The sequence below is a fragment of the Sinorhizobium prairiense genome (assembly GCF_029201645.2).
Lineage (GTDB): Bacteria > Pseudomonadota > Alphaproteobacteria > Rhizobiales > Rhizobiaceae > Sinorhizobium > Sinorhizobium meliloti_A.
In genome coordinates this window covers 2,087,598-2,113,532 of the sequence record NZ_CP104131.1, presented here as the reverse complement: position 1 = coordinate 2,113,532, position 25,935 = coordinate 2,087,598, and the positions used below count along the sequence as shown (strand labels likewise).

17 protein-coding genes and 4 pseudogenes are annotated in these 25,935 nt (G+C 63.4%); 14 read left to right on the top strand and 7 right to left on the bottom strand.

The window, feature by feature from the left end; genetic code table 11:
• Positions 1 to 13: 13 nt before the first annotated feature.
• The 3 genes from N0Q91_RS12855 to N0Q91_RS12845 form a co-directional block, all read right to left on the bottom strand.
• Positions 14 to 559 (bottom strand): DUF1254 domain-containing protein, encoded by a 546-nt coding sequence (locus N0Q91_RS12855; protein ID WP_018094549.1) that lies wholly within the window; start codon positions 557 to 559, stop codon positions 14 to 16.
• Positions 552 to 1,139, bottom strand: a complete 588-nt coding sequence (locus N0Q91_RS12850) for a DUF1214 domain-containing protein (protein ID WP_275596574.1) — start codon at positions 1,137 to 1,139, stop codon at positions 552 to 554. Before N0Q91_RS12850 ends, N0Q91_RS12855 begins: the two co-directional genes overlap by 8 nt.
• A gap of 97 nt (positions 1,140 to 1,236) precedes the next feature.
• A complete protein-coding gene (locus N0Q91_RS12845; protein WP_275596573.1) occupies positions 1,237 to 3,471 on the bottom strand; it encodes a transglycosylase domain-containing protein in 2,235 nt (744 codons plus the stop codon).
• Positions 3,472 to 3,591: 120 nt separating this feature from the next.
• On the opposite strand from N0Q91_RS12845, the gene N0Q91_RS12840 reads away from it, so the two are divergent.
• A complete protein-coding gene (locus N0Q91_RS12840) occupies positions 3,592 to 4,059 on the top strand; it encodes a YcgN family cysteine cluster protein (RefSeq protein WP_003527370.1) in 468 nt (155 codons plus the stop codon).
• Positions 4,060 to 4,102: 43 nt separating this feature from the next.
• Here N0Q91_RS12840 and N0Q91_RS12835 read toward each other — a convergent pair whose 3' ends face one another.
• Both N0Q91_RS12835 and N0Q91_RS12830 read right to left on the bottom strand, forming a co-directional pair.
• Positions 4,103 to 4,438 (bottom strand): MmcQ/YjbR family DNA-binding protein, encoded by a 336-nt coding sequence (locus N0Q91_RS12835; RefSeq protein ID WP_100672018.1) that lies wholly within the window; start codon positions 4,436 to 4,438, stop codon positions 4,103 to 4,105.
• A gap of 65 nt (positions 4,439 to 4,503) precedes the next feature.
• Positions 4,504 to 4,644 carry a hypothetical protein gene (locus N0Q91_RS12830; RefSeq protein ID WP_003527368.1) on the bottom strand — a complete coding sequence of 47 codons (141 nt, stop codon included), beginning with the start codon at positions 4,642 to 4,644 and terminating at the stop codon, positions 4,504 to 4,506.
• Between the two features lie 344 nt (positions 4,645 to 4,988).
• Here N0Q91_RS12830 and feuN point away from each other — a divergent pair, with 344 nt between their 5' ends.
• From feuN to N0Q91_RS12770, 12 genes and pseudogenes are all read left to right on the top strand, one after another.
• Entirely contained in the window at positions 4,989 to 5,240 is a 252-nt protein-coding gene (gene feuN, locus N0Q91_RS12825; protein WP_003527365.1) for a two-component system FeuPQ modulator FeuN, read from the top strand.
• Between the two features lie 40 nt (positions 5,241 to 5,280).
• Positions 5,281 to 5,952 (top strand): two-component system response regulator FeuP, encoded by a 672-nt coding sequence (gene feuP / locus N0Q91_RS12820; protein ID WP_003527364.1) that lies wholly within the window; start codon positions 5,281 to 5,283, stop codon positions 5,950 to 5,952.
• Positions 5,942 to 7,325 (top strand): annotated as a pseudogene (gene feuQ, locus N0Q91_RS12815) (two-component system sensor histidine kinase FeuQ). Before feuP ends, feuQ begins: the two are co-directional and overlap by 11 nt.
• A gap of 213 nt (positions 7,326 to 7,538) precedes the next feature.
• Positions 7,539 to 7,986: pseudogene (locus N0Q91_RS12810) on the top strand (RT0821/Lpp0805 family surface protein).
• Between the two features lie 172 nt (positions 7,987 to 8,158).
• The gene (gene ccmI, locus N0Q91_RS12805; RefSeq protein ID WP_275596572.1) at positions 8,159 to 9,304 is read left to right on the top strand and encodes a c-type cytochrome biogenesis protein CcmI; all 1,146 of its coding nucleotides are present in this window, start codon (positions 8,159 to 8,161) and stop codon (positions 9,302 to 9,304) included.
• Positions 9,301 to 9,753 carry a cytochrome c maturation protein CcmE gene (gene ccmE, locus N0Q91_RS12800; protein ID WP_029958929.1) on the top strand — a complete coding sequence of 151 codons (453 nt, stop codon included), beginning with the start codon at positions 9,301 to 9,303 and terminating at the stop codon, positions 9,751 to 9,753. The genes ccmI and ccmE overlap by 4 nt, the downstream gene beginning before the upstream one ends.
• A complete protein-coding gene (locus N0Q91_RS12795; RefSeq protein ID WP_275596571.1) occupies positions 9,750 to 11,732 on the top strand; it encodes a heme lyase CcmF/NrfE family subunit in 1,983 nt (660 codons plus the stop codon). The genes ccmE and N0Q91_RS12795 overlap by 4 nt, the downstream gene beginning before the upstream one ends.
• Positions 11,729 to 12,112: pseudogene (locus tag N0Q91_RS12790) on the top strand (cytochrome c-type biogenesis protein); the annotation flags it as partial. The gene N0Q91_RS12795 and the pseudogene N0Q91_RS12790, both read left to right, overlap by 4 nt.
• 345 nt (positions 12,113 to 12,457) lie before the next feature.
• The gene (locus N0Q91_RS12785) at positions 12,458 to 14,008 is read left to right on the top strand and encodes a Do family serine endopeptidase (protein WP_275598127.1); all 1,551 of its coding nucleotides are present in this window, start codon (positions 12,458 to 12,460) and stop codon (positions 14,006 to 14,008) included.
• A gap of 149 nt (positions 14,009 to 14,157) precedes the next feature.
• Positions 14,158 to 14,859, top strand: coding sequence for a response regulator transcription factor (locus N0Q91_RS12780; RefSeq protein WP_018094561.1), 702 nt, complete (start codon positions 14,158 to 14,160; stop codon positions 14,857 to 14,859).
• Positions 14,856 to 16,252: pseudogene (locus N0Q91_RS12775) on the top strand (sensor histidine kinase). The gene N0Q91_RS12780 and the pseudogene N0Q91_RS12775 overlap by 4 nt, the downstream one beginning before the upstream one ends.
• Before the next feature lie 35 nt (positions 16,253 to 16,287).
• Positions 16,288 to 19,248 carry a bifunctional [glutamine synthetase] adenylyltransferase/[glutamine synthetase]-adenylyl-L-tyrosine phosphorylase gene (locus N0Q91_RS12770; protein WP_275596570.1) on the top strand — a complete coding sequence of 987 codons (2,961 nt, stop codon included), beginning with the start codon at positions 16,288 to 16,290 and terminating at the stop codon, positions 19,246 to 19,248.
• A gap of 10 nt (positions 19,249 to 19,258) precedes the next feature.
• Here N0Q91_RS12770 and N0Q91_RS12765 read toward each other — a convergent pair whose 3' ends face one another.
• The gene (locus N0Q91_RS12765; protein WP_198516714.1) at positions 19,259 to 21,586 is read right to left on the bottom strand and encodes a PAS domain-containing sensor histidine kinase; all 2,328 of its coding nucleotides are present in this window, start codon (positions 21,584 to 21,586) and stop codon (positions 19,259 to 19,261) included.
• 324 nt (positions 21,587 to 21,910) lie between these two features.
• Positions 21,911 to 24,565 (bottom strand): aminopeptidase N, encoded by a 2,655-nt coding sequence (gene pepN, locus N0Q91_RS12760; protein WP_275596569.1) that lies wholly within the window; start codon positions 24,563 to 24,565, stop codon positions 21,911 to 21,913.
• Positions 24,566 to 24,994: 429 nt separating this feature from the next.
• On the opposite strand from pepN, the gene N0Q91_RS12755 reads away from it, so the two are divergent.
• On the top strand, positions 24,995 to 25,933 hold the full coding sequence (locus tag N0Q91_RS12755) for a DMT family transporter (protein WP_018094566.1): 939 nt from the start codon (positions 24,995 to 24,997) through the stop codon (positions 25,931 to 25,933).
• The last annotated feature ends 2 nt before the right edge of the window (positions 25,934 to 25,935 follow it).

The window sequence follows — 25,935 nt, the reverse complement described above, 5'->3', positions numbered from 1 at the left end:
GTTACCTTCGCCTCTACCGCTGGAAGGGCTCGCACCTCGACTCTGCAAGGAATGTGCGGACCAGGTCCTCGAAGCTGTCGAGAGGTGCCAGGGCTCGAAGAACTGCGTAACCTTCCTCGTCCTTCATCTCGATCATGATCGATTGCGCCAGCGCTTCGGGCGGCGACTTGCGCAGCTCGACGAGCTGGATCGGTGTGGCGACCACGAGGTCGAGATCGCCATGGACGGCTGTCTGGTCGTTCATGCTGAAGACCTCGTTCGACCCGCTGTCGAAGATCGCAAGCGACCAGAAGGGCACGTCGCCGCGCCCGACGAAGCGAGCCGGAGCGTCCGCCACCGAGAAGCTGCAGACGGCCGTACGCAGGAAGGGGTCGGCGTTGTTCAGGCCTGTCGGCCCCGGTTCGGCGGTCAGCGGAAAGAAGCTGTCCATTTCGAGCAGGCCGAGCACGCGCGTATAGGCATCGCGGCCGGTGAACTGGGGCAGGGCGAGCACGATCACGATATGAAGAAGCGCCGCTCCGACGAGACCGACGAGAATGGCGAAGATGATGCTACGCATGCCCGCACCCGGTTTTTGCGATCTTCGGCATTGCGAGGTCGATCAAGCCGGAGGACCCTGCCGTCGGCGTGTCCAGAAGGGTCAGCACGAGCGCGAAGCTGCCCGTCCGGGGTATCGCCAGCCAGTTGTCGGGCTGGGCAACCGGGGAAACGTGGATGACGAAGCGGCTGTCCTCGGCGCGCAGGACGGTCCAGGAATTGATTGCGGAGGGCAGGTCCGGCCCCGGCAACAGCGCGGTCCCGTCCGCCGCCGCCGCATAAAGGGTCCAGAACCGCGCCGGCGGTGTCATACCCGAAATCTCATAGGAGCAGGCGGCCGAGAGGCGCGCACCGGTATCGTCCGTGAGAGCGGTAAAGGCCAGTCCCTCGGCGCCGCCATAGAGCAATTCGCCGGCCCGGGCGCGGTGCGCCTTGGCATAGGGATCGGCGGAGACGGTCTGCGCTTCGGGAAAAGCGATCCAGGGACCGATCGCGATCGAGCCGAAACCGACGGTCGCCTTCAGCGCCCATACGGCCGTCCCGATTCCGCCGCCGAACGCGACGATGAGGGCAAGAGCGACAAGGAGGGGAACTCGAAACAAGTGGCGGCTCTATCGAATGTTGCGTCGTTTACCCTGTCGGCGCTCGTAGGGGCGCCGCTCGGCCTGTTCGCCAGAGAACGGATTTCTGACTGCAAAGTCAATTGTTTGTCGTGCCGGGCATGGTCCGCATGTTCACGCCGCGATCCGTCGGCTCGAGCACGGCCACCTTGCCGCCGGGTCTTTCGCGCGCCTTGAGCGGTTGCGCTTTCTCGAATGTGTCGCCGATCTTTTTCAAGAGCCGGGTTACGTCCGCGGATAATGACCGCGGCCGCACGAGCGGCGGCAGGGCGTTCTCGTCCGGCTTCGCAGTTTCGGCGACCCGCTCCTTCGCCGGTTTGGCGGGTGCGATTTCGATGCCCGGAATCGCGCGGTGCTCGATCCCCTGTTCGGCATAGTCCATCAGCCGCTTGAAGGTCATCGCCGGGAGAGATCCGCCGGTCATTTCATCGGTGGAGGTATAGTCGTCATTGCCGAACCAGACGGCCGTGGTGTAGTCGCCGGTGAAGCCGACGAACCATGCGTCGCGATAAGCCTGTGTCGTTCCGGTCTTGCCGCCGGTGACGATCCCGTTGTCGAGGGCTGCGCGCCGCGCCGTCCCGATGACCGGAATCTGCGTCAGGATGCGGTTCATCGACGAGACCGCCTGTTCGCTCAGAACCCTGCGTGGCGGCGGCGCGTCGCGCCCGAAGTCGTAGAGAATGTCGCCGTCATAGTTGAGAATCTGGCTGATGCCGTGGCGTTGCGACTGGAACCCGCCCGCCGGAAAGACCGCATAGGCCGTCGCCTGATCGAGCACGGTCACTTCGGAGGTGCCGAGCGGCATGGTCTTGTCGGTCCGAACCGGGGTCTCGACGCCCATTCTCCTGGCGGTCTCGGCAATGATTTCGGTACCGAGCTTGTCCTTGGCGAGGCGGACCGGAATAGTGTTGATCGATCTGGCGAGCGCGTTCATCATCGTTACCCGGCCGGCATATTTGCGGCCGTAGTTCTGCGGCGACCAGCCGCGCCAGGTGATTGGCGCGTCCACCACGATGGTTTCCGGTGTCATGCCCTTTTCCATCGCGGCAGCGTAGGTATAGACCTTGAAGGACGACCCCGGCTGGCGCAGCGCGCGCGTGGCGCGGTTGAACTGGCTTTCGCCGTAGTCGCGGCCGCCGACCATCGCCCGCACCGCGCCGCCATGCTCGACCATGACGAGAGCGCCCTGCTTGACCTTGTAGCTCTCGCCATATTGCCTGAGGCCCGATTCGACCGCTTCCTCGGCTGCTTGCTGCAGCCCCATGTCGATCGTCGTGCGCACGATCAGCGAATGCTGCGCGAAGGGAGCGGCAATGCGCTGGACCTCTTCGAAGGCCCAGTCGAGGAAGAAATCCGGTGCCTTGACCTGAGCACGATCGACCACCGAGGCTGGGGTCAGGCGGGCGGCGATCACCTGTCCTTCCGTCATCAGCCCACCCTGTACGAGATTGCTCAGGACCTCGTTGGCGCGGGCACGCGCCGCCGGCAGGTTCACATGGGGGGCATAGCGCGCCGGCGCCTTGAAGAGACCGGCGAGCATCGCCAACTCGGCAAGATTGACGTCGGTAATCGCCTTGCCGAAATAGAACTGCGCCGCCGCTGCCGCGCCGAAGGTGCCGCCGCCCATATAGGCGCGGTCGAGATAGAGGCGGAGGATTTCCTTTTTCGACAGGTTGGATTCGAGCCAGACGGCAAGAAAGGCTTCCTTGATCTTGCGCTCGATCGTCCTCTCGTTCGAGAGGAAAAGGTTCTTGGCCAGTTGCTGCGTCAGTGTCGAGCCGCCTTGAACGACCCCGCCGGCGCGAGCGTTTTCGGTCATGGCGCGTGCGAGCCCGAGAAAATCTATGCCCCAATGGTCGAAGAAGCGCCTGTCTTCCGTGGCGAGGACCGCTTTTATGAGGTGATCGGGCAGCTCGTCGATCGGGACGGAATCCTCGTGGATGATGCCCCGGTGGCCGATCTCGTTGCCGTAGCGGTCAAGAAAGGTGACTGCGAAATCGCTTTGCGCCCGCCAGTTGCCCTTGGTTTCCTCGAAAGCGGGAAGGGCGAGCGCCAGCATCAGCACCGAGCCCGCCGCGCCGAGGGTCATTCCCTCGCCGAGCACTTCGAAGAACGCTCTTTTCCAGCCGCGCACGCGAAAACGGCGGAAGAAGATGGTGGTGTCCTCCCACCACTCACCGAGCCGGAACCCTGCACTCCATACGGTCGAATCGATCCAGGAATCGATCCGAAGAAAGATGTGTCGCCTTTTCGGCCGGTTGTCCTCTTTCCTCGGTTCCTGCACGGCTTTCATGTCCCGAAGGTTCTGCCTCATGACGATATTTGCACGGGGCGGCAATCCAATCTACTTGCATATCGCGCAACCCGCCTTAAAAAACCGGCAATTTTCTGCGAAGTTTCAAAGTTGGCTCGGATTTTACGAAAGTGTGACTTTATGGGCGAAATGCCTTTCTGGAAGACGAAAGGTCTCGAGGAGATGACCGGCGCGGAGTGGGAGAGCCTCTGCGATGGTTGCGGGCTCTGTTGTCTCAACAAGCTCGAGGATTGGGACAGTTCCGAGATCGCCTGGACTTCGATCCGCTGCACCCTGCTGGATGGCGAAAGCTGTCGCTGCAAGGACTATGACAATCGCCAGGCAACCGTCCCGGACTGCATTCAGTTGACGCCGAAAGCGGTGCGCGAAATCAGCTGGCTGCCGCCGACCTGCGGCTACCGTCTGGTTGCCGAAGGCAGGGATCTCTACTGGTGGCACCCGCTCGTCTCCGGCGATCCGGAGACCGTGCATGCGGCCGGCATATCCGTGCGCGGACGCACCGTCGCCGAGGACGGCATCGACATCGAAGATTATGAAGATTATCTCGTGACCTGGCCACTGGAGGTCGGCAGGGAACCGGCCGATTAGGGCACGCCTCAGAGTGCTGCAGCGACTTCGCGGACCGTCGCCGTCAGTGACGGCCGTTTTTGGTGACGAGGTTTCTCGGCGCGACATTGCGCCATGCGGTTTCCATGGACTGGCGAACGAGTTCGTCGTCGGCACCGACGAAATAGAATGATGTCCAGCCGCGTGCGCCCCAGCCGCCGGGAACGGCGGCGCAGACGCCGGGTTCCATTTCCAGAAGCATTCGCTGCTGGTCCGGCGTGAACTTGAATACGGCGCGACCGGCTTCCGGCAGGGTCATGAAAATCCGGTTGCCCACACGGAAATCCCGTGCACCGAAATGGGCATTTTCCTGGGTTCCCGGAAGGCTCAGGGCCAGCTTTTCGATTTCTTCGGACAGCATGGAAGGAGAGTAGCACGGAATTGCCGATTGGCAAAAATCCGGCGGCGCCGGGCCGCCGGAGCAATTCACTCTGCGGGAGGAACGGTCTTCTGTGCAGCCTCGCCGACCGTGCGCATTTCGCGCCACTCGTTCTCGAACCGCTCGAGCAGCGATTGCGGGATTCTGGATTGCGGTGATACCGGCGGCTTGTTCGCGAGTGTCTTCATCCGGACCTCCTTTGGGCGAGACTGTTGGACTGGGCGGACGATTCCACAGGATAAAGACTTTGTAAATCAGCGGTTTAAAGCATTTAAACGATTGAAAAAAATTTAAATCGATTAATTTCCCAGCCGATCCACAGAAAGGTGGCAGCAGTCTCGTTGATGCCCGCGCCGAGCTGTCCCAAAGACTTGTTCGCCCAACTTCTGCAATCTACGGTCGATTCCCGTATCAGAGATCAGACAACCGCCGGACGCGAGTCCGCGGAGCCACAAGGCCGACATTCATTTGCCATTCAGCCTGTATCGGTTAATGATTCCGGCATAGTGCTTCCCAAGTCGAAAGTGCGTTCATGTCTTCAGCATTGACCATAGCCGCGCTCGCCGCAGGCCTCGCAGGCTTTTCTCCGCCTGCCGTCAACATGCCTGCGGTTGTCGTCCGCGTGGCTGGCGATTGCAGCGCGGCCGCCGCGCAGGTGGTTGCCCAGACGGGTGGCGAGCTGCTTTCTGCCCAGCCGACCGGCGATGGGCAGTGCGTGGTGACGGTGCTCATCCCGGGCAACGGAGGGCGCCCCAAGAAAGTCACGGTGAAAGTGCCTATGTAAGCTTTTTCGGGGTACCCGAAGGCAAGGGAAGTGGACGAGAATGCGCATTCTGATCGTCGAGGACGATACCAATCTGAACAGGCAGCTGGCCGACGCTCTCAAGGAGGCCGGTTATGTCGTCGACCAGGCTTATGACGGCGAAGAGGGCCACTATCTGGGCGATGCGGAGCCCTATGATGCGGTGATTCTCGATATAGGCCTTCCGGAGATGGACGGCATCACCGTTCTCGAGAAGTGGCGCGCAGACGGCAAGACCATGCCGGTGCTGATCCTGACGGCCCGCGATCGATGGAGCGACAAGGTCGCAGGCATCGATGCCGGCGCGGACGATTACGTGGCGAAGCCTTTCCACGTAGAGGAGGTGCTGGCCCGCATCCGTGCTTTGATCCGGCGGGCCGCCGGGCACGCAAGCTCCGAGATCGTCTGCGGCCCCGTCCGTCTCGACACCAAGGGCTCCAAGGCGACCGTCGCAGGCGTGGCGCTGAAGCTCACATCGCACGAGTTCCGCCTGCTTTCCTACCTCATGCATCATATGGGACAGGTGGTTTCCCGCACCGAGCTGGTCGAACACATGTATGATCAGGACTTCGATCGCGATTCCAACACGATCGAGGTTTTCATCGGCCGGCTCCGCAAGAAGATCGGCAATGATCTGATCGAAACGGTGCGCGGCCTCGGATATCGCATGCAAGCACCCGGCAATGGCCATTAGATCGCTCACGGCGCGCGTTCTGGCGGTTTCGACCGTCTGGGCCGTCGTTGCCCTCGTGGTGATCGGGGTCGTCATCTCCGCCCTTTATCGGCAGGGCTCCGAGCGCGGCTTTCAGGACCTGCTGCGGGCGCAGCTCTACAACGTCATCAACTCCATCTCTGTCGACGAGAAGGCCGCGCTCTCCGGTAGCCCGCAGCTTGGCGACCTGCGCTTTCCCAGCCGCAGACGGGCTGGTATTGGATCGTCGAGCCGATCGGCGAATTCGACACGCCGCCGCTGATATCGACTTCGCTCGGCACGGCGAAACTGCCGATCGTCAGCGTCGACGAGGTCCCCTTCGATATCCGCTACGAGCGGTTCTACACCACCACGGATCCGTTCGGAAACGCGGTGGAGGTGGCCGAAACCGAGGTCGTTCTCGACATTCAGGGCCACGCCGCCCGCTTCCGCGTCGCCGGCAATCGCGATGTCCTCGAGGCCGACATAGATCGCTTCACGCGCAACCTCACGATCGCCCTGTCCATTTTCGGTCTCGGCGGCCTTGGCGTTAACGCGCTCACGATCCTGTTCGGCCTGAAGCCGCTCGATCAGGTACGCCGCTCGCTCGAAAAGATCCGCACGGGGGAGAGCGAACGGCTGGATGGCGCGTTCCCGCGGGAGATCCAACCCCTTGCCAACGAGGTGAACGCGCTGATCGACAGCAATCGGCGTATCGTCGAACGCGCGCGCATGCAGGTCGGCAATCTGGCCCACTCGCTCAAGACGCCGATCGCCGTGCTGCTCAACGAGGCGAGAGTGCTGGAGGTGCCGCACGGCGAGCTGGTCAGGGCCCAGGCGGACGCCATGCAGACACAGGTGCAGTCCTATCTCAGCCGCGCCAGGATTGCCGCCCAGCGCGGGTCGATTCTGGCGCGGACCGAAGCCCAGCCGGCACTGGAAGAATCATGCGGGTGATGCGGCGGCTCAACCCGGACAAGCAATTCAGCCTCTCCATCAATCCGCCCGGACTGGTGCTGGCGATGGAACAGCAGGACGTCGAGGAAACGGTCGGCAACTTGCTGGAAAACGCCGCCCGTTACGCGCATGATAGGATTTCGCTGAATGTTGAGCCGGCCCCCGAAGATGCGCGCGAAAGGGAGCCGGGCCGCCAGTGGATCGTGCTCCAGATCGACGACGACGGACCGGGGCTCGACCCCGATCAGATCGCGGTGGCGATGAAACGCGGCAAGCGGCTCGACGAGAGCAAGCCCGGAACCGGGCTCGGTCTTTCGATCGTAAGCGAGATCGTGGGTGAATATCAGGGAAGCGTGGAGCTCAGCCGTCGCGATGTGGGAGGGTTGCGGGCCACGCTCGTACTGCCGGCCGCGGTCTGAGCGCCGGTCGGATACGACTGATGCGGGACGATCGTGATCCGGCGGTCACACCCGGACCTGAAAATGCCGGCGCTGACGGCAGGCGGTTGCCTCCACCGGCAGGTGGTGCAAAAGAACCCGACCGGAGCCAGCCGTTTCGATGGATATTCCCGAGGCGCGACTGGCGACCGACAAGAGGAATGAGTAGCGCGTATCATGAGGAATTACGCAGAAATGACGCGAGCTTTCGCGTCACGCGGCAGGATCGCGGTGGTGGCTTCGGGTGTAGCCCTCGCCGGCTGTGGCACGACCTCGTCCGGTCAGGGTGGGGCGGTTGCCGGAACTCGGAGCAGCGTCCACCCGCGTTGCATCGTCAGCCACCTATATCGAGGCCCTGCAGGGTGGCGTCGTTTCGCGTCTTGGCGGCGTCGAGCTCGGCAAGTCGGATCGGCAGCGGGCGCTCGAGGCCGAGTATCGCGCCCTCGAAGCCGCGCCGGGCGGGCAGCCCGTCGCCTGGCAAGGGCGGGGCGTCAGCGGCTCGGTCGTCGCTGCCGCACCCTATCAGGTCGGGTCGCAGAATTGCCGTCAGTACAGCCATACGGTGACCGTCAAGAGCCAACAGACCACGGCACGCGGCGCCGCCTGCCGCAACAGCGATGGAAGCTGGACGCCGCTCACCTGAGCGGCACCGCCCTCGAATATCGCGAACCGTGGAAGGCGTTGAATCGCGGGGGGCTGCTTCGGGCGAGCGGATTCTCCTTGCGCGGCGGCATTCTTGCGGCGAAACGCCTCGAATATACGTCATTGCCGGTTTTCGAGTTGGAATGACATGGCCCTCATAGTATTCCCCAAGCATGTTGTTCTGGATCCTCGTCGCCATTCTGACGGCGGCTGTCGCAGCCGTGCTTCTTCTGCCGCTCATGCGGGCGGCAGAGCCGCTGCCGTCTCGCCATAGTCACGACATCGAAGTCTATCGCGATCAGCTCGGCGAGTTGGCGCGGGACCGGGAGGCCGGTCTGATCGGAAGCGAGGAGGCCGAGCTGGCCAGGGCCGAGATCGCCCGCCGCATGCTGGCCGCCAGTGCTGCGGATCAGGCTGTGGCGGAGCGCACGCCGAAGCGGCTTCTATCCAACCGCCTGGCGCGGGCTTTCATTTTCCTCTGTCTTCCGGCCGTCGGCCTTTGTCTCTATTTGACGACCGGCAGCCCCGGTGTGCCGGCACAGCCGCTCGCGGCTCGCCTTGCCGACCCCGGCGACGACGTCAATATCCTGATCGCGAAGGCCGAAAACCACCTGGCCCTCAATCCGCAGGACGGCGCCGGCTGGGATCTGCTGGCGCCGATCTACATGCGCCATGGCCGCGTGGACGACGCCGTCGCCGCCTACGACCGCGCGATCCACCTGCTCGGGCCAACCCCGGCAAGAATGGGCGGCTACGCCGAGGCTCTTGTGGCGCAGGCCGGCGGCCTGGTCACATCCGAGGCGCAGAACGCGCTGCAAAAGGCGCTGGCGCTCGACCCCGACGATCCGCGCTCCGCATTCTACCTCGCACTCGGCCTGAAGCAGGAGGGCAAGCACACCGATGCGCTCGCAGCCTTCCGCAAGCTCGCAGAGCGCTCACCGGCCGATGCGCCCTGGCTGTCTCTGGTGAACCAGCATATCGCGGAGCTCGCCGCCGCCCCGGCCGGTCCAGGCCCTGCCGCGCCCGGAAATCCGGCTCCCGGCGATATTGCCGCCGCAGAGGAAATGAATGCCGGCGACCGGCAGGCGATGATCCGCGGCATGGTCGACAGCCTGGCCAGCCGCCTGAAGGAGGATCCGGCCAACCTGGAGGGGTGGATGCGCCTGATCCGTTCCTATGTGGTGCTCGACCAAAGGGACAGGGCGAAAATTGCGTTGCATGACGGGCTGAGGGCCTTCCCGGAAACGGGCGAGCAGGGAAAGCAGTTGCTGGCCTTGGCGCGGGAACTGGGGATCGACGCCGGCGGAGAGGCTGAATGACACGCAAGCAGAAAAGGTTGGCGATAATCGGCGGCGGCGTGGCATTTCTGACGGCCGCGGTGCTGCTCGTCATGTTCGCCTTCAGCCAGGCGGTCGCCTATTTCTACGTTCCGGGCGATCTTGCGAAGGCCGGCGTCGCGCCGGGGACGCGCATCCGCCTCGGCGGGCTTGTCGAGGCGGGCTCCGTAAAGCGCGGCGAGGGAAGGACTATCACATTCACGGTGACGGATACGCTTGCGACCGTTCCGGTGACCTATACGGGCATCCTGCCCGACCTCTTCCGCGAGGGCCAGGGCGTGGTGGCCGAGGGAGCCTTCGTCGGAGGCAGCCCGGTTTTCGTTGCGGACACCGTCCTCGCAAAGCATGATGAGACATACATGCCGAAGGATGTCGCCGACCGCCTCAAAGCGCAGGGCGTCACGCTCGGCGGGGAGGAAAACATCCGATGATCATCGAACTCGGGCACTATGCACTGGTCCTGGCGCTCGCGACCGCGATCATCCAGGGGGTCTTGCCGGTCCTGGGAGTGCGGCGCGGCGACCCTTCCTTGATGGGCCTGGCAGCAAACGCTGCGCTCGTCTGCTTCCTGCTGGTGGCATTCTCCTTCGCGGTGCTGACATTCGCCTATGTGACATCGGATTTCTCGGTCAAGAACGTCTGGGAGAACTCGCATTCCCTCAAGCCGCTGATCTACAAGATCACCGGGGTCTGGGGAAACCATGAAGGCTCGATGCTTCTCTGGCTGCTGATTCTCGTCTTCTTTTCCGCGATGGTGGCGCTCTTCGGCCGCAACCTGCCAGAGACGTTGAAGGCGAACGTCCTTGCGGTGCAGGCCTGGATCGCGACGGCCTTCGCGCTCTTCGTCCTGCTGACCTCCAATCCCTTCGCGCGGCTCGTGCCGGCACCGGGCGAGGGCAGGGACCTCAACCCCGTGCTGCAGGATATCGGGCTCGCGATCCACCCGCCCTTGCTTTATCTCGGCTATGTCGGCTTTTCCGTATGCTTCTCCTTCGCGGTCGCCGCCCTCATCGAGAGGCGGATCGACGCGGCCTGGGCGCGATGGGTGCGGCCGTGGACACTCGCCGCCTGGACCTTTCTTACCGCCGGCATCGCCATGGGCTCCTATTGGGCCTATTACGAGCTGGGCTGGGGCGGCTGGTGGTTCTGGGATCCGGTCGAAAACGCCTCTTTCATGCCTTGGCTTGCCGGAACGGCACTTCTGCACTCGGCCCTGGTCATGGAGAAGCGAGAGGCGCTGAAGATCTGGACCGTGCTGCTGGCGATCATGACCTTTTCGCTGTCGCTGCTCGGCACGTTCCTGGTGCGCTCCGGCGTGCTGACATCCGTCCATGCCTTCGCCACCGACCCGACCCGCGGCGTCTTCATTCTCGCCATTCTGGTCGTCTTCATCGGCGGTGCGTTTTCGCTCTTTGCCTTCCGTGCCTCCCATCTCAAGGCCGGGGGAATATTCGCGCCGGTTTCGCGCGAGGGTGCGCTCGTCGTGAACAACCTGATCCTGACGACGGCCACGGCGACGGTGCTGACCGGCACGCTGTATCCGCTGGTACTCGAAGCGCTCACCGGCGACAAGATTTCGGTCGGCGCGCCGTTCTTCAACATGACGTTCGGTCTGCTGATGCTGCCGCTCATCGCCGTCGTTCCCTTCGGTCCGCTGCTTGCCTGGAAGCGCGGCGACCTTGCCGGTGCGGCGCAACGTCTGTTTGCGGCTGCCGCCCTGGGCCTGCTCGCCGCTGCGATCTGCTATTACGCGCTGCACGGCGGCCCGGTCCTGGCTCCCTTCGGCCTCGGCCTCGGCGTGTACCTGATCCTGGGAGCGCTTACCGATCTGGTTCTGCGCTCCGGTCTCGGCAAAGTGGCGGCGGGCGTCGCCTGGAGACGGCTTTCGGGACTGCCGCGTTCGGCTTTCGGCACGGCGCTCGCCCATATCGGGCTCGGAATCACCCTGATCGGGATAGTCACGGTCACGGCTTTCGAAACGGAAACAGTCGTCGAGATGAAGCCCGGAGCGGTGGTCGACGTCGGACGCTACAGCCTGCGCTTCGACGGCATGCGTGAAGGGCGCGGGCCGAACTATACCGAGGATGCCGGCCACTTCACCATCAGCCGAGGCGGGGTCGCGGTTACCGATATCTGGTCGTCGAAGCGGCTCTATTCCGCGCGCCGCATGCCGACGACGGAAGCCGGAATCCGGACCTTCGGCCTCAGTCAGCTCTATGTTTCGCTGGGCGACGACATGGCGGATGGCGGCATCGTCGTCCGCATCTGGTGGAAACCGCTGATTCTCTGCATCTGGGGCGGCGCGCTCGTAATGATGGCCGGCGGCATCGTCTCGCTCAGTGATCGGCGCCTTCGCGTGGGCGCACCGGCGCGTGCCAGAAAGGCGCTGGCGATGGGAGCTGCCGAATGATCAGGCGGCTGCTGCTCGCGCTCTTCCTTCTCCTTGCCTCGGTCGTTCCGAGCCTTGCCGTCAATCCTGACGAGGTGCTCGCAGATCCGGGGCTAGAGGCGCGTGCCCGTGCGATTTCCGCCCAGCTTCGCTGCATGGTCTGCCAGAACCAGTCGATCGACGACTCCAATGCCGAACTCGCCAAGGACCTGCGGCTGCTCGTGCGCGAGCGGCTGAAGAACGGCGATACGGACGAGGCTGTGATCTCCTACGTCGTCTCGCGCTATGGCGAATTCGTTCTTTTGAAACCCCGCTTCGAGGCCAAGACGCTCGTGTTGTGGGGCATGCCTGCCATTCTTCTCGTGGCCGGCATCGTCACCCTCGTCCTGGCGGGGCGGCGCCGCGCCGCGAGGATTCCCGGCGCCCCCTTTCCGCCGAGGAAAAGGAAGCGCTGGACAAGCTCCTGCGGCCCTGATCTCGAGCGGGATTCCCGGCTTTGCGGCGCACCACCCGGCGGCAGGGACTCCGGCAGCTTGCCGGGCCGAGCGGAACATTACCAAAAATTCATCTGCCGGACAGAACTCAGTAAGGTCCAACCCGTTACATCTTTCGACACAGGCTGTTTCCCCAAGGGACAGCCGGACGAGCGGATCTCCGGCAGTCACGCCGTTGGTCCGGCTCGGAGAAAGGTTTCGAAGCCGCCTGCCCCTGCAGGCGGGCTTCCTGAAAGAGAGAAGGCAAAGCGAATGTCCACGATCAAAAATTCCCGGCCCTCCTTGAAGACAGTGCTGAAGACAACGACGGTTGCGGGTGTCGCGGCCGTGCTGCTGACCACCGGCCTCCCGGCAGAGGTTACCAAGTCCTTCGCCGAAGCCGTCAGCGTGCCCGCTCCGGCTGTTCCGAGCTTCGCGAACGTCGTCGACGCCGTTTCTCCGGCGGTCGTCTCCGTCCGCGTCCAGGCACGTGAGCGCGTCAGCGACGATGGAAGCAACTTCACCTTCGATTTCGGCGGCCGCGGCTTCGAGGATCTGCCCGAAGACCATCCGCTGCGGCGCTTCTTCCGCGAATTCGGTCCCGGTGACAACGACCGCGCGGATCGCTGGCGCGACCGTCGCGGCCCCCGCGGCGAGGGTCGTCTCCGTCCGCGGGCACAAGGATCCGGCTTCTTCATCACCGAGGACGGTTACCTCGTCACCAATAATCATGTCGTCTCCGACGGCTCGGCCTTCACCGTCATATTGAACGACGGTACCGAGCTCGATGCCAAGCTCGTGGGCAAGGACAGCCGGACCGATCTCGCCGTGCTCAAGGTCGACGACAAGCGCAAGTTCACCTATGTCAAGTTCGCCGACGACGAAAAGGTCCGCGTCGGCGACTGGGTGGTCGCCGTCGGCAACCCCTTCGGCCTCGGCGGCACGGTGACCGCGGGCATCATCTCCGCCCGGGGACGCGATATCGGTTCCGGTCCCTATGACGACTATCTGCAGGTCGATGCAGCGGTGAACCGCGGCAACTCCGGCGGCCCGACCTTCAACCTCGCAGGCGAAGTGGTCGGCATCAACACGGCCATCTTCTCGCCCTCCGGCGGCAATGTCGGCATCGCCTTCGCGATTCCCGCAACGGTCGCGAAAGACGTCGTCGACTCCTTGATGAAGGACGGCACGGTTTCGCGCGGCTGGCTGGGTGTCCAGATACAGCCGGTGACGAAGGACATCGCCGAGTCGCTCGGCCTGTCCGAAGCGAATGGCGCCCTCGTCGTCGAACCCCAGGCAGGCTCGCCGGGTGAAAAGGCGGGCATCAAGAACGGTGACATCGTGACGGCCCTGAATGGCGAACCGGTCAAGGATCCGCGCGATCTTGCCCGTCGGGTCGCGGCATTGCGCCCCGGCTCCACCGCCGAGGTTACGCTGTGGCGTAGCGGCAAGTCGGAGACGGTCAAGCTCGAAATCGGCACGCTGCCGAGCGATTCCAAGGAAACGCCGGCGCCCAGCGAAGCGCAGCCCGATGAAGGTCAGGCAGGCGAGGAGGCGCTGGCAGACCTCGGCCTGACGGTAACCCCGTCGGACGACGACAGTGGCGTCACGATCACGTCCGTCGATCCGGACTCCGCCGCCAGCGATCGCGGCCTGAAGGAAGGCGAGAAGATCGTCTCCGTCAACAATCAGGACGTGAAATCGGCGGACGACGTTCTCAAGGTCATAAACAACGCCAAGAAGGATGGACGGACCAAGGCTCTGTTCCAGATCGAGGCTCAGGAAGGCAGCCGCTTCGTCGCACTCCCCATCGCTCAGGGCTGAGACGCCGCAGGAAGGGGCGCGGACTTTCCGAACCCCGCTCCGACTTGGAAGGCGCCGCGACATCGAAAACATGTCGCGGCGCTTGGTGTTTCAAATCCCGTCAGCCGCAGCGGGCTGAAACCGGTTGAGACGAACGGAGGTCCGGGACTATGGTCACCCGTATGAAGATTCTGATTGTTGAAGACGATCTGGAGGCCGCCGCCTATCTGGCCAAGGCATTCCGTGAGGCAGGCATCGTCTGCGATCACGCGAGCGACGGCGAGGCCGGCCTGTTCATGGCGAGCGAGAATGCCTATGACGTTCTCGTCGTGGACCGCATGCTCCCCCGCCGCGACGGTCTTTCGCTGATCACCGAACTCAGGCGCAAGGACATCCACACGCCCGTGCTCATTCTCTCCGCACTCGGGCAGGTGGACGACCGCGTCACCGGTCTGCGTGCCGGCGGCGACGATTACCTGCCGAAGCCCTACGCCTTCAGCGAGCTCCTCGCGCGTGTCGAGGTGCTCGGCCGCCGAAAGGGCGCACCCGAGCAGGACATGGTATATCGCGTCGGCGATCTCGAACTCGACCGCCTGTCCCATTCGGTCCGACGGCAGGGCAAGGAGATATCCTTGCAGCCGCGCGAATTCCGGCTGCTCGAATACCTCATGAAAAATGCCGGGCAGGTGGTGACAAGAACCATGCTGCTCGAAAACGTGTGGGACTACCACTTCGACCCCCAGACCAATGTTATCGACGTGCACGTCTCGCGCCTGCGCTCGAAGATCGAGAAGGATTTCGATCCTCCCCTGCTGCGGACGATCCGGGGCGCCGGATACATGATCAAGGACGACCGGACCACGGACACATGAGCAGGGTAAGCGTGCTGTTCAGGACGACCGCAGTCCGGCTCTCTGCGCTCTATCTGGTCCTCTTCTCCCTGTGTGCGGCCTTCCTCGTCTTCTACGTGACCGGCATGTCGGAGCGCCTCCTGCAGCAGCAGACGCGGGAAGCGATCGCCGCCGAAGTGGCGCAGATCGCCGGCGTATACGATCGGGCCGGCATCAACGGGCTGCTTCGCTCGCTCGAGCGCCGGGCACGTCAGCCGGGAGCCAATCTCTACGTCATTGCGGGTCCGAACGGAGAGATCCTCGCCGGAAACGTGGCCGCGCTGGAGCCGGGGCTGCTCGATGACGAAGGATGGAAATCCGAGCCGTTCCGTTACCGGCGCTTCACCGACGAGAGCCGCGCCGACAGGCATGTCGCCCTTGCCCAGGTCCTGATGCTCGACAACGGGTTGAGAGTCCTCGTCGGCCGCGACCTGCAGGAACCCGAAAAATTCCGTGCGCTCGTCCGTCAGGCGCTGATGGTCGCGCTCGGCATCATGGGGCTCGGTGCGCTGGTGATCTGGTTCGGCATCGGCCGCAACGCCCTGCGCCGGATCGACCGCATGTCGGAGGCGAGCACCAAGATCATGGCCGGTGACCTCTCGCAACGCTTGCCGACGAGCGGTTCCGGCGACGAGTTCGACCGTCTTTCGGAATCGCTGAACGCGATGCTCGAGCGCATCGAAAAGCTGAACGAAGGACTGAAACAGGTCTCGGACAACATAGCGCACGATCTCAAGACACCGCTGACGCGCTTGCGCAACAGGGCAGAGGCGGCGCTCGCCGATACCGAGGGGGCAACCAGAGCGGTGCGCTCGAACAGATCATCGCCGAGTCCGATCAGCTGATTCGTACCTTCAACGCGCTTCTGATGATTTCCCGCGTCGAAGCCGGCTCCGCCGTCGCCGAGATGAACGAGATCGACCTGGCGCAGATCGTGGCGGATTGCGTCGAACTCTACGAGCCGCTGGCGGAAGACAAGGAAATGCGCATCGAAGCGGAGGCGCCGGCGGGGGCGGCGATCTCCGGCAACCGCGAACTGATCAGCCAGGCGCTGGGCAACCTGATCGACAATGCGATCAAATATGCGGAAGGTGCCGAAAATCCGCTCATACGGGTTGAATTGAAGAGGAGCGCTCGTCACGTCGTGTTGACCGTTGCCGACCACGGGCCTGGCGTTCCGGAGAATATGCGCGGGGAGGTCGTCAAGCGTTTCGTTCGCCTGGACGAAAGCCGCTCGAAGCCGGGGACGGGCCTCGGCCTCTCGCTCGTCGAGGCCGTCATGGAGATGCACCGCGGCTCGCTGGAACTGTCGGCGACGGAGGAGGACGGTCGGGGCCTGGCGGTTCGCATGGTTTTCCCGGCGGTTGCGACCTGATAAACCCATGACGGGAACCGAAGGGGGGATTGTGCATGGCGGAAGCGATCGAGCGGTCTTTGTCCGATATCGATGTGGTGGCGATTCGCCCGGCGAGCCAGGCGGACGCCAAAGCCGCCCTTTCCGTGCTCAAGGATGCGGCGAAAAGCAGCGAGCAGATTGCCAAGCTCATTGCCTCGGACGCGCCGCTGAAGGATTTTTTCGTTGCCGCCTTCGCGCTTTCGCCATTCCTGCGGGATACGGCGCGTAGCCACCCGGCGATCCTCGAAGCATTGCTATCCGAGGCGCTGCCGGCGTTTTTGAAGCACAGGATCGAGGCCGCAAGGGCGTCCTGGTGGGGCGATGCACCCGGGGCGGCGCTGCCGGACGCCGAGATCATGACGCGATTGAGACGGGCGAAGCGCGAGGTCGCCTTCGCCGTCGCGCTTGCGGACCTTTCGCGGCTTTTCGGTGGCCGTGAGACGACACGGTGGCTCAGCGATTTTGCAGAGGCGGCCGTTTCGGCGGCGATCGATCATCTGCTGCTCGGCGCGCATGAAAGCGGCAAGTTCGTGTTGAAGGACAGTTCCGCGCCGTCTACCGCCTCCGGCGTCGTCGTGCTTGGAATGGGTAAGCTCGGCGCCGGCGAGCTCAACTATTCTTCCGATATCGATCTTGTCGTCTTCTACGATCCGCAGTCGGGCATCATCGCCAATCGCGACGATGCTCCGGAAACCTTCGCCCGGCTGTTGCGGCGCTTGATTCGCATCCTGCAGGAGAGAACCGGCGACGGCTATGTCTTCCGCACGGATCTGCGGCTCAGGCCAGACCCGGGCTCCACGCCGCTTGCCATCCCGGTCGAGGCGGCAATGCTCTATTACGAGAGCAGGGGGCAGAACTGGGAACGGGCCGCCTTCATCAAGGCGCGGCCGATCGCGGGCGATCTGGAGGCGGGCGAACGCTTCCTGAAGGAACTGACGCCCTTCGTCTTCCGCAAGTACCTCGACTATGCGGCAATTGCCGACATTCACTCGATCAAGCGGCAGATCCATGCCCATAAGGGGCACGGAGAAATCGCCGTGAAGGGACACAACATCAAGCTCGGGCGCGGCGGCATCCGGGAGATCGAGTTCTTCGTTCAGACCCAGCAGCTGATCGCCGGCGGCCGCACGCCCGCGCTGCGTCTGCGCGAAACGGAAGCGATGCTGCGGATGCTCGCCGAGAGCGGCTGGATCGACGCGGCGACGGCCGAGGAGCTTACCGATGCCTATTGGTTCCTGCGCGACGTCGAGCACCGCATCCAGATGGTGCATGACGAGCAAACTCACCTCCTTCCGGAGACCGAGCCGGAGCTCAGACGGGTCGCCTATATGCTCGGCTTCGAGGATACGGCTTCCTTTTCGGATGCGCTGTCGCGCGTGCTGCGCGCGGTCGAGCGGCGCTATGCGCAGCTTTTCGAGCAGGAGGCGAAGCTATCCACCGAAACCGGAAACCTGGTCTTCACCGGTCAGCAGGACGATCCGGATACGCTCGAAACACTGAAGAAGCTCGGTTTCCAGCGGCCGTCCGACATAGCGAATATCATCCGCACCTGGCACTACGGGCGCTATCGGGCAACGCAATCGGTCGAGGCGCGCGAGCGGCTGACGGAGCTGACGCCGGAGCTTCTGCGCGTCTTCGGCGAAAGCAGGCGGGCGGACGAAGCGTTTCTGCGTTTTGACCACTTCCTCTCCGGTCTGCCCGCGGGGATCCAGCTCTTCTCGCTGCTCGGCAACAATCCCGGCCTCCTGTCGCTGATCGTCAATATCATGTCGTCGGCACCGCGCCTGGCGGACATCATCGCCGCCAAGCCGCATGTCTTCGACGGCATGCTGGAGCCGGGGCTGCTTGCCGAACTGCCGACGAGGGATTATCTGGCGCCGCGCATCGCGACCTTCGTCGGCGCAGGCCGGCACTATGAGGAGGTGCTGGACCGTTTGCGCATCATCGCCGCCGAGCAGCGCTTCCTGATCGGTATCCGGCTGCTCACAGGCGCGATCACCGGCCTTCAGGCGGGGCGCGCTCTCACCGACCTTGCCGATCTGATCATTGCCGCCGCGCTCGATGCGGTTCTGGAGGAGGTCCGGTCGGCGCATGGACGTTTCCCCGGCGGGCGGGTCGCAATCGTCGGAATGGGCAAGCTCGGCAGTCACGAATTGACCGCCGGCTCCGATATCGATCTCATCCTGCTCTACGATTACGACGACGAAGTGCTCGAATCCGACGGCGCCAAGCCGCTCGATCCGGTGCGTTATTTTACGCGGGTCACGCAGCGGCTGATCGCCGCGCTTTCCGCCCCGACCGCCGAGGGCATCCTCTACGACGTGGACATGAGGCTGCGACCCTCCGGCAACAAGGGGCCGGTTGCCACCCGCATAACCGCCTTCGCCAAGTACCAGCGAACGGAAGCCTGGACCTGGGAGCATCTGGCGCTGACGCGGGCGCGCTGCATCTGCGGCGACGAGAGCCTCGTGGGCGAAGCGGAGGCGATCTTTGCCGAGATCCTCACTGAAAAGCGCGACATCGCGAAGATCCGCAAGGACGTCGAGGAGATGCGCGGCCTGATCGACAAGGAGAAGCCGCCGAAGGACATCTGGGATTTCAAACTCATTCCCGGCGGATTGGTCGACATCGAGTTCATCGCCCAGTACCTCGCCCTGATCGCGCCGGCGAGGGGAGTGACGTCCCCTCCTGCCGGCACGCATACGCTCGAGGCGCTGAAGGCGCTCGGCGCCGGGATGATGAATGCGAACGATCTCGATACGGCCGCCGAAGCGCTCGTACTCTTCTCAGAGCTGTCGCAGCTCGTGCGCCTCTGCATCGACGGCGACTTCGATCCGAAGGAAGCGCCGGCCGGTCTCGTGGATCTCGTCTGCCGTGCCGGAGACTATCCGGATCTGACGCATCTCGAAGCCGACATTCGCCGTTTCTCGAAGGCCGTGCGCCGGATCTTCCAGGGGGTCGTCGCTGCAGCGTAAGCGGACGTAGTCAGCCGCGGTCGGGAATCCTGACCGATATGATGGTGCCGACATTCTCTGCCGAATGGATCTTCATCGTCCCGCCGTGAAGCCGCGTCAGCGAACGGGATATGGCGAGCCCGAGCCCGGAGCCGCCCTTGCTCTTGGCATATTGGCTCTGCACCTGCTCGAAGGGCTGGCCGATCTTCTGCAACGCGCCCTTGGGAATGCCGATGCCGGAATCGGCGATCGTCAGCGTGACGGCGCCCCTCACCTTGCGCGCCCGCAAGGAGATGCGGCCACCTTCATTGGTGAACTTGACCGCATTGGAGAGGAGATTGAGCAGGACCTGCTTCATCGCCCGGCGGTCGGCGAACATCGTCAGGCCGGAGGATATCTGCTGGACCACGCGGATGTTCTTTCGCTCTGCCGGAATCGCCGTGAAACGAAGGGTCTCCTCGATGAGTGGCGCGAGATCGATCCGCTCGCGCGTGATGCGCATATGGCCTGCCTCGATCTTCGACATGTCGAGTATGTCGTTGATGACGTTGAGCAGATGCTTGCCGCTCTCGAATATGTCGCGCGAATACTCGTGGTATTTCTCCGAGCCGAGGGGGCCGAACATCTGGTCCTGCAGGATTTCCGAAAAGCCGAGAATGGCGTTCAGCGGGGTGCGCAGCTCGTGCGACATGTTGGCGAGGAACTCGGACTTTGCCCGGTTCGCGGCCTCGGCGCGCTCTTTCTCCGCCTGATAGTTCGCGTTGGCGACGGAAAGTTCGGCCTTCTGCTGCTCGAGCGTTACGCGGGAGGCGGAGAGATCTCCGATGGTTGCCATCAGCCGCCGCTCCGATTCGCGCAGGCGAACTTGATGCCGCTTGAGGAGCGTGATGTCCGTGCCCACCGAGACGAGCCCGCCGTCGCGCGTGCGCCGCTCATTGATCTGCAGCCAGCGTTCGTCGGCAAGCTGAACCTCGCTCGTCTGCGAGTGATTGCTCCGGTCCGGATCGGCGACGCGCCTTTCGACAACGGGCCTTGCCGCCGCAGCATGGACGATCGTGCGTTCGGTGCCTGGTACCAGCACGTGGTCGGGCAACTGCCAGGCTTGCTGGTAATGGGTGTTGCACATCACCAGGCGATCGTGCTTGTCCCAGAGCACGAAGGCCTCCGAGGTGCACTCGATCGCGTCCGCCAGGCGCTGATCGGCCTCGGCGTAACGCTGCGCAAGCCTGTGTTGCTCGGTCACGTCCATCGCAATGCCGATCAGATGCGTCCGGCCCGACACGGTGCGGATCACCTGGGCACGCGCTCGAAGCCATACATAGTGGCCATCCGCATGGCGCATCCGGAACACCTGATCGATCTGGCGCTCGTTGCCTTTCGCGATCGCCCGAGCGACCCGGTATATGCCCCGGTCTTCGACATGCATGAGACGGGCGGCATCGCCGAACGAAAGCACGCTCGCGTCGCCCGGCATTCCCAGCATCTCGTACATCGAGCGGGACCAGAAGAGGCGCCGGTTGTCGAGATCGAAATCCCAGAGGCCGCAGCGTCCGCGCGAGAGCGCCGTTTCGACGCGCAGGTTCGATTCGGCAAAGACCGCATCGGCATCTCGGGCGCGCTTTGCCTGAATGTAATAGGCATAGAGGACGACCATCAGGATCGCCGAAACGCCGGCAAACAGCGTGACGTTGAGTGAAATTTCGTCGCGCCAGGCCGCTTCGAATCTGGCGATCGACGTCGCCGCCAGAACCGCGCCGCCGGAATCCGGCAATTGCCGGAGCGCGATGAAATGCTCGATGCCGTCGATCGACGCTCTTACGACGCCGGCACCCTCGCCGTAATATTGCAGCGTCGCGACCTCGGGAGCGATTGCGGAGAGCGTGCGCCCGATGAGATGGACGCCATCCTGCGTCCCGGCAAAGACGCGTCCGTCTCTGCGGACCGTCAGCAGGAAAATTCCGGCGTCCAGGATTTCGGCAGGCAGAAGTTCGGTGAGCCGGCGTTCGACCTCCCAGCGGCGGCCATCGGCGAAGAGTTCCGATCCGCCGGTCTGGAAAACACCGGCTGCCGCTGCGGCCGCGAGGCTGACCGTCCGGCGGGAGGAGGCTTCCATGCGGGCATGCTCGTCCATGATGCCCGACATCCGTGAGATCGCCACGATGAGAAGAAAAGCGATAATGAGGACCGGGATGGACCGCTTGAGCATCGGCTCGGCCATTGCGAGCTTCTGCGAGGCCGGTTCGGCAAATATCTTTGCCTGCTCGATGAACTCCCGTTCGAGGCTCGAAAAGCCCGGAAACTTGAGTCGCAACCGCCCTTCGGCTGCGCTTCCCCGTCGCGCGTCCGCCATCTTATCCAATTTGTCGTCCTCGAAAAGCGATCCGCACGCGACCATGCCGCAAGGAACGCTTGATTCTTCTCAGTCCGAAACGTCGGTCCCGTCTTTATCGGTTTCCCGGAAGCGGGCGTTTCAGTGATTCGGCGCGCCGCTCGCCCGAATCTGACTCAATGAATCACAGGGCGATTCGCCTTGTCCAGAGGTAACGGTAAAGATTTGTTAACCATATTTCATCGTTGGGAAATGATAGCCGGACTGCCAGAGCCGACTTCGGGCCAGATCCACGACGGTTTCAGGTCGATCCGACCTGAAACCGTCGTGTTCGGCGGTGTGCCGGTGCTCTGGTCAGTGCTTGTCTTTGAGCATGCGGTCGACGATGTCGCTGACATCGGCGGAAAGATTGGAGGCGCGCGCGATATCCTCGAGCGCGCTGCGGGCGTGGCCGGCCCGGATCTTTTCGAGCGACCGCCAGGAGCGCATCGACGTCAGAATACGCGCCGCAAGTTGCGGGTTGCGCGCATCGATGTCCAGAATCTGCCGGGCAAGGAAACGATAGCCTTCACCGTCGATGCGGTTGAAGCCGGTGGCATTCGCGAAGGCGAATGTGCCGACCAGTGAGCGAACGCGGTTCGGATTGCTGGCATTGAAGAGCGGATCCGACATCAGCGCCCGAACGCGGTCGAGCGTCGATGCTCCGGGAATCGTCGCCTGAATGGCGAACCACTTGTCGATGACCAGCGCGTTGTCGGCAAAGCGCGTCTTGAACGCGGCCAGGGCGTCCGCCGTCTCTTCGGCGCCCGGAAACCGATGCGCAAGAAGCGTCAGCGCCTGGCTGAGGTCGGTCATGTTGTTGGCGGACCGAAACGCATCAGCGGCTTTCTCCGGTTTTCCGTCGGCATAGACGAGGTAGGTGAGCCCGGAATTGCGCAGCGCCCGCCGCCCGGCGCTGTCGGCATCGGGACGGAACGGGCCGGACAGAGACATTTCGTTCACCAGTCGCGCAAAGGTGTCTTTGCCGGCCGTGGCGATGGCGGCCAGAATAGCCTGGCGGCCGGCGTGAATGGCATCCGGCTCGTTGTTGCCGCCGATTTCGCGGCCTATGTCGGTTTCGCTCGGCAGGGACAGCACTTGCGATCGGAACGCCGGCTCCAGTCGGTCGTCGCCGGCTGCTGCAAGCAGGGCGTCGACGAGCGCATCGTCACAGGCAACCGGCTGGCCGGTACGCGCTTCCGCTGCCGCCTTGACGAGATTGTCGAGGGCCATCGCGTTCAGCGCCTGCCAGCGTGCGAAGAGGTCGGTCTCGTGGCGCGCAATCAGCGCACGGTGCTCGGCGCTTTGCGCCAGGTGCAGATTGACGGGCGCGGAGAAGCCGCGATTGAAGGAGGGGACCGGCTCGGATGGGATGCCGGAAAAGGTGACCGTCTGTTCGCGCTCGGTCAGGTGCAGTACGTCGCCGGTGATTTCGGCGCCGGAGACGGCCGAGGGCCTTGCCTCGCTTCCGTCCGGAAGCAGCAATCCGAAGCGGAGCGGGATATGCATCGGTGCCTTGCTGCTCTGCCCGGGCGTCGGCGGAACGGTCTGCTCCAGCGATAGCGTGTATGTCTGGCTGGAGGCGTCATAGGTGCCGGCAGCGGTGACGAGCGGCGTTCCGGCCTGATGGTACCATAGCGAGAACTGCTTGAGGTCGCGGCCGCTCGCAGCCTCGAAGCAGGCAACGAAATCCTCGATCGTCACCGCCTGGCCGTCGTGCCGCTCGAAGTAGAGGTCCATTCCCCTCTTGAAGTGGTCGCGGCCGAGGATCGTCGCGATCATCCGCGTGACCTCGGATCCCTTCTCGTAAACCGTCGTCGTGTAGAAATTGTTGATTTCGCGGTATTGCGTCGGGCGCACCGGATGGGCGAGGGGGCCGGCATCCTCGGGGAACTGCTCGGATTTCAAGTGCCGCACTTCGGCGATCCGCTTCACGGCGCGCGAACGCATGTCGGCGGAAAACTCGTGGTCGCGATAGACGGTCAGGCCTTCCTTCAGGCAGAGCTGAAACCAGTCGCGGCAGGTGATGCGGTTGCCGGTCCAGTTGTGGAAATATTCGTGGGCGATGATCGCCTCGATATTGGCATAGTCCGCATCGGTCGCCGTCTCGGGATCGGCGAGCACGTATTTGTCGTTGAAGATGTTGAGCCCCTTGTTCTCCATGGCGCCCATGTTGAAATCGGAAACGGCAACGATCATGAAGATGTCGAGATCGTATTCGCGGCCGAAGACTTCCTCATCCCATTTCATCGACCGCTTCAGCGCTTCCATGGCGTAGGCGGCACGCGGCTCCTTGCCGTGCTCGACATAGATCTTGAGCGCGACGTCGCGGCCGGAAGCGGTGGTGAAGGTGCCCTCGACGACGCCCAGATCGCCGGCAACGAGCGCGAACAGGTAGCTCGGCTTCGGATGCGGATCGAACCAGGAGGCAAAATGACGGCCGTCGCCCATGTCGGCGCCGCCGAGATAGTTGCCGTTCGAAAGCAGGAGCGGTGCGGAAGCCTTGTCCGCGATGATGTTGACGGTATAGACCGCCAGCACGTCGGGGCGATCCGGGAAGTAGGTGATGCGGCGGAAGCCTTCGGCTTCGCACTGGGTGCAATAGACGTCGCTCGTGCGGTAGAGGCCCATCAGCTTGGTGTTCGTCTCAGGCGACAAGGCCGTCGTGACGGTGATCTCGAAGGGCGCCGCTTCCGGCAGGCCACGAATGGTAAGCGTGTCGTCCGTTGCCTCATAGAGCGTGCCGGGAATCGCTTCCTGGTCGAGCAGCAGGCCGGTCATGGTGAGCTCGTCGCCGTCGAGAACGAGCGGTGCAGAGGGGCTGACGCCTTCGCGGCGATGGAAGATCATGCGCGCCTCGACCTTCGTTTCCCTCGGGTCGAGTTCGAAAGTCAGGTCCACCCTCTCGAGTACGAAATCGGTCGGCCGGTAGTTTTCCAGATGAACGATCTGGCCAGTGTTTGTCCGCATGGTCAGTCCTGCTTGCGCCTTCTTGCTCTTTTGATTTGTAGAGGGCGCTCGTGATGGTGAAAAGCCAAGATCCGAGATTTACGCACGAATGTGGTGCCGGCGACAGTACATCCGGCAGCAAAAACGCAGGGCCACTCCCGCCTCTTATTGACCGAAGGTTTATCGGAGCGGCACTAACAAGAACTAAATCCGTGACGATTTTTTCGGGCTTGCTAAATAACCTGCAGGCCCATTTTTCTCCGGCAACAAGCTTTGCATATGCGGGCGAATTCATCACGAAAAAACCAGCTCCATCACGAAATTTGATCCAACATGCTGCGCAAGCACGGCTAAGGTGGCGTGGTCCTTTCGCGGCCTTGCCGCCGCGTCCTCCCGTTTCTGTTGGCCTTCCGACCGGTTCGCCGATGTCAGTTTGAAAAGTTGCGTTTCATGGATGCGGACGATGTGAGCCCGATGAAGGGGATTGTGCTCAAGGTGCTCTCCGTCGTCGTCTTCGTGTGCATGTCGACCTGCATCAAGGCTGCAGGCGACGATATCCCCACCGGCCAGATCACCTTCTATCGCTCGGCTTTTGCGATGGTGCCGATCCTTGGATTTCTGGCATGCCGTGGCGCATTGCGGGACGCGTTCAGGACCACTGATATCACCGGACACCTGGTGCGCGGCTTTGTCGGCATTCTCGCCATGAGTTGCGGCTTTTACGGCCTCGTCCATCTGCCGCTGCCGGAGGCGATTGCGATCGGCTATGCCATGCCGCTGCTCGCTGTCGCTTTCGCGGCAATTTTTCTGGGCGAGATCGTGCGGCTCTATCGCTGGTCTGCGGTGTTTGTCGGGCTCGTCGGGGTGTTTATCATCTCCTGGCCGCGGCTTACGCTGTTCAACGAAGGCGGCTTCGGGTCGGCCGAGGCCAAGGGTGCGGTCGCCGTACTGCTTTCGGCAGCGCTCGGGGCAACGGCGATGGTGCTCGTGCGCAAGCTCGTGCAGAAGGAGCGCACGCACACCATCGTCCTCTACTTCTCCCTTTCGGCCGCGGTGTTCTCGCTCGCGACGCTGCCTTTCGGCTGGTCCGAGCTTTCCTGGCAGGCCTTCGTTCTCCTGACGATCGCCGGCTTTTGCGGCGGCGTCGGGCAGATCCTGCTGACGGAGAGCTATCGCCACGCCGATATGTCGACGATCGCTCCCTTCGAATACACGTCGATCGTGCTCGGCATAGTCATCGGCTACTTCCTCTTCGGCGACGTGCCGACCTTGACCATGCTTGCCGGGACGGCAATCGTCGTCGGCGCGGGCATCTTCATCATCTACCGGGAGCATCGGCTGGGACTGGAGCGCAAGGGCGCGCGCAAGCACGTGACGCCGCAGGGATAAAG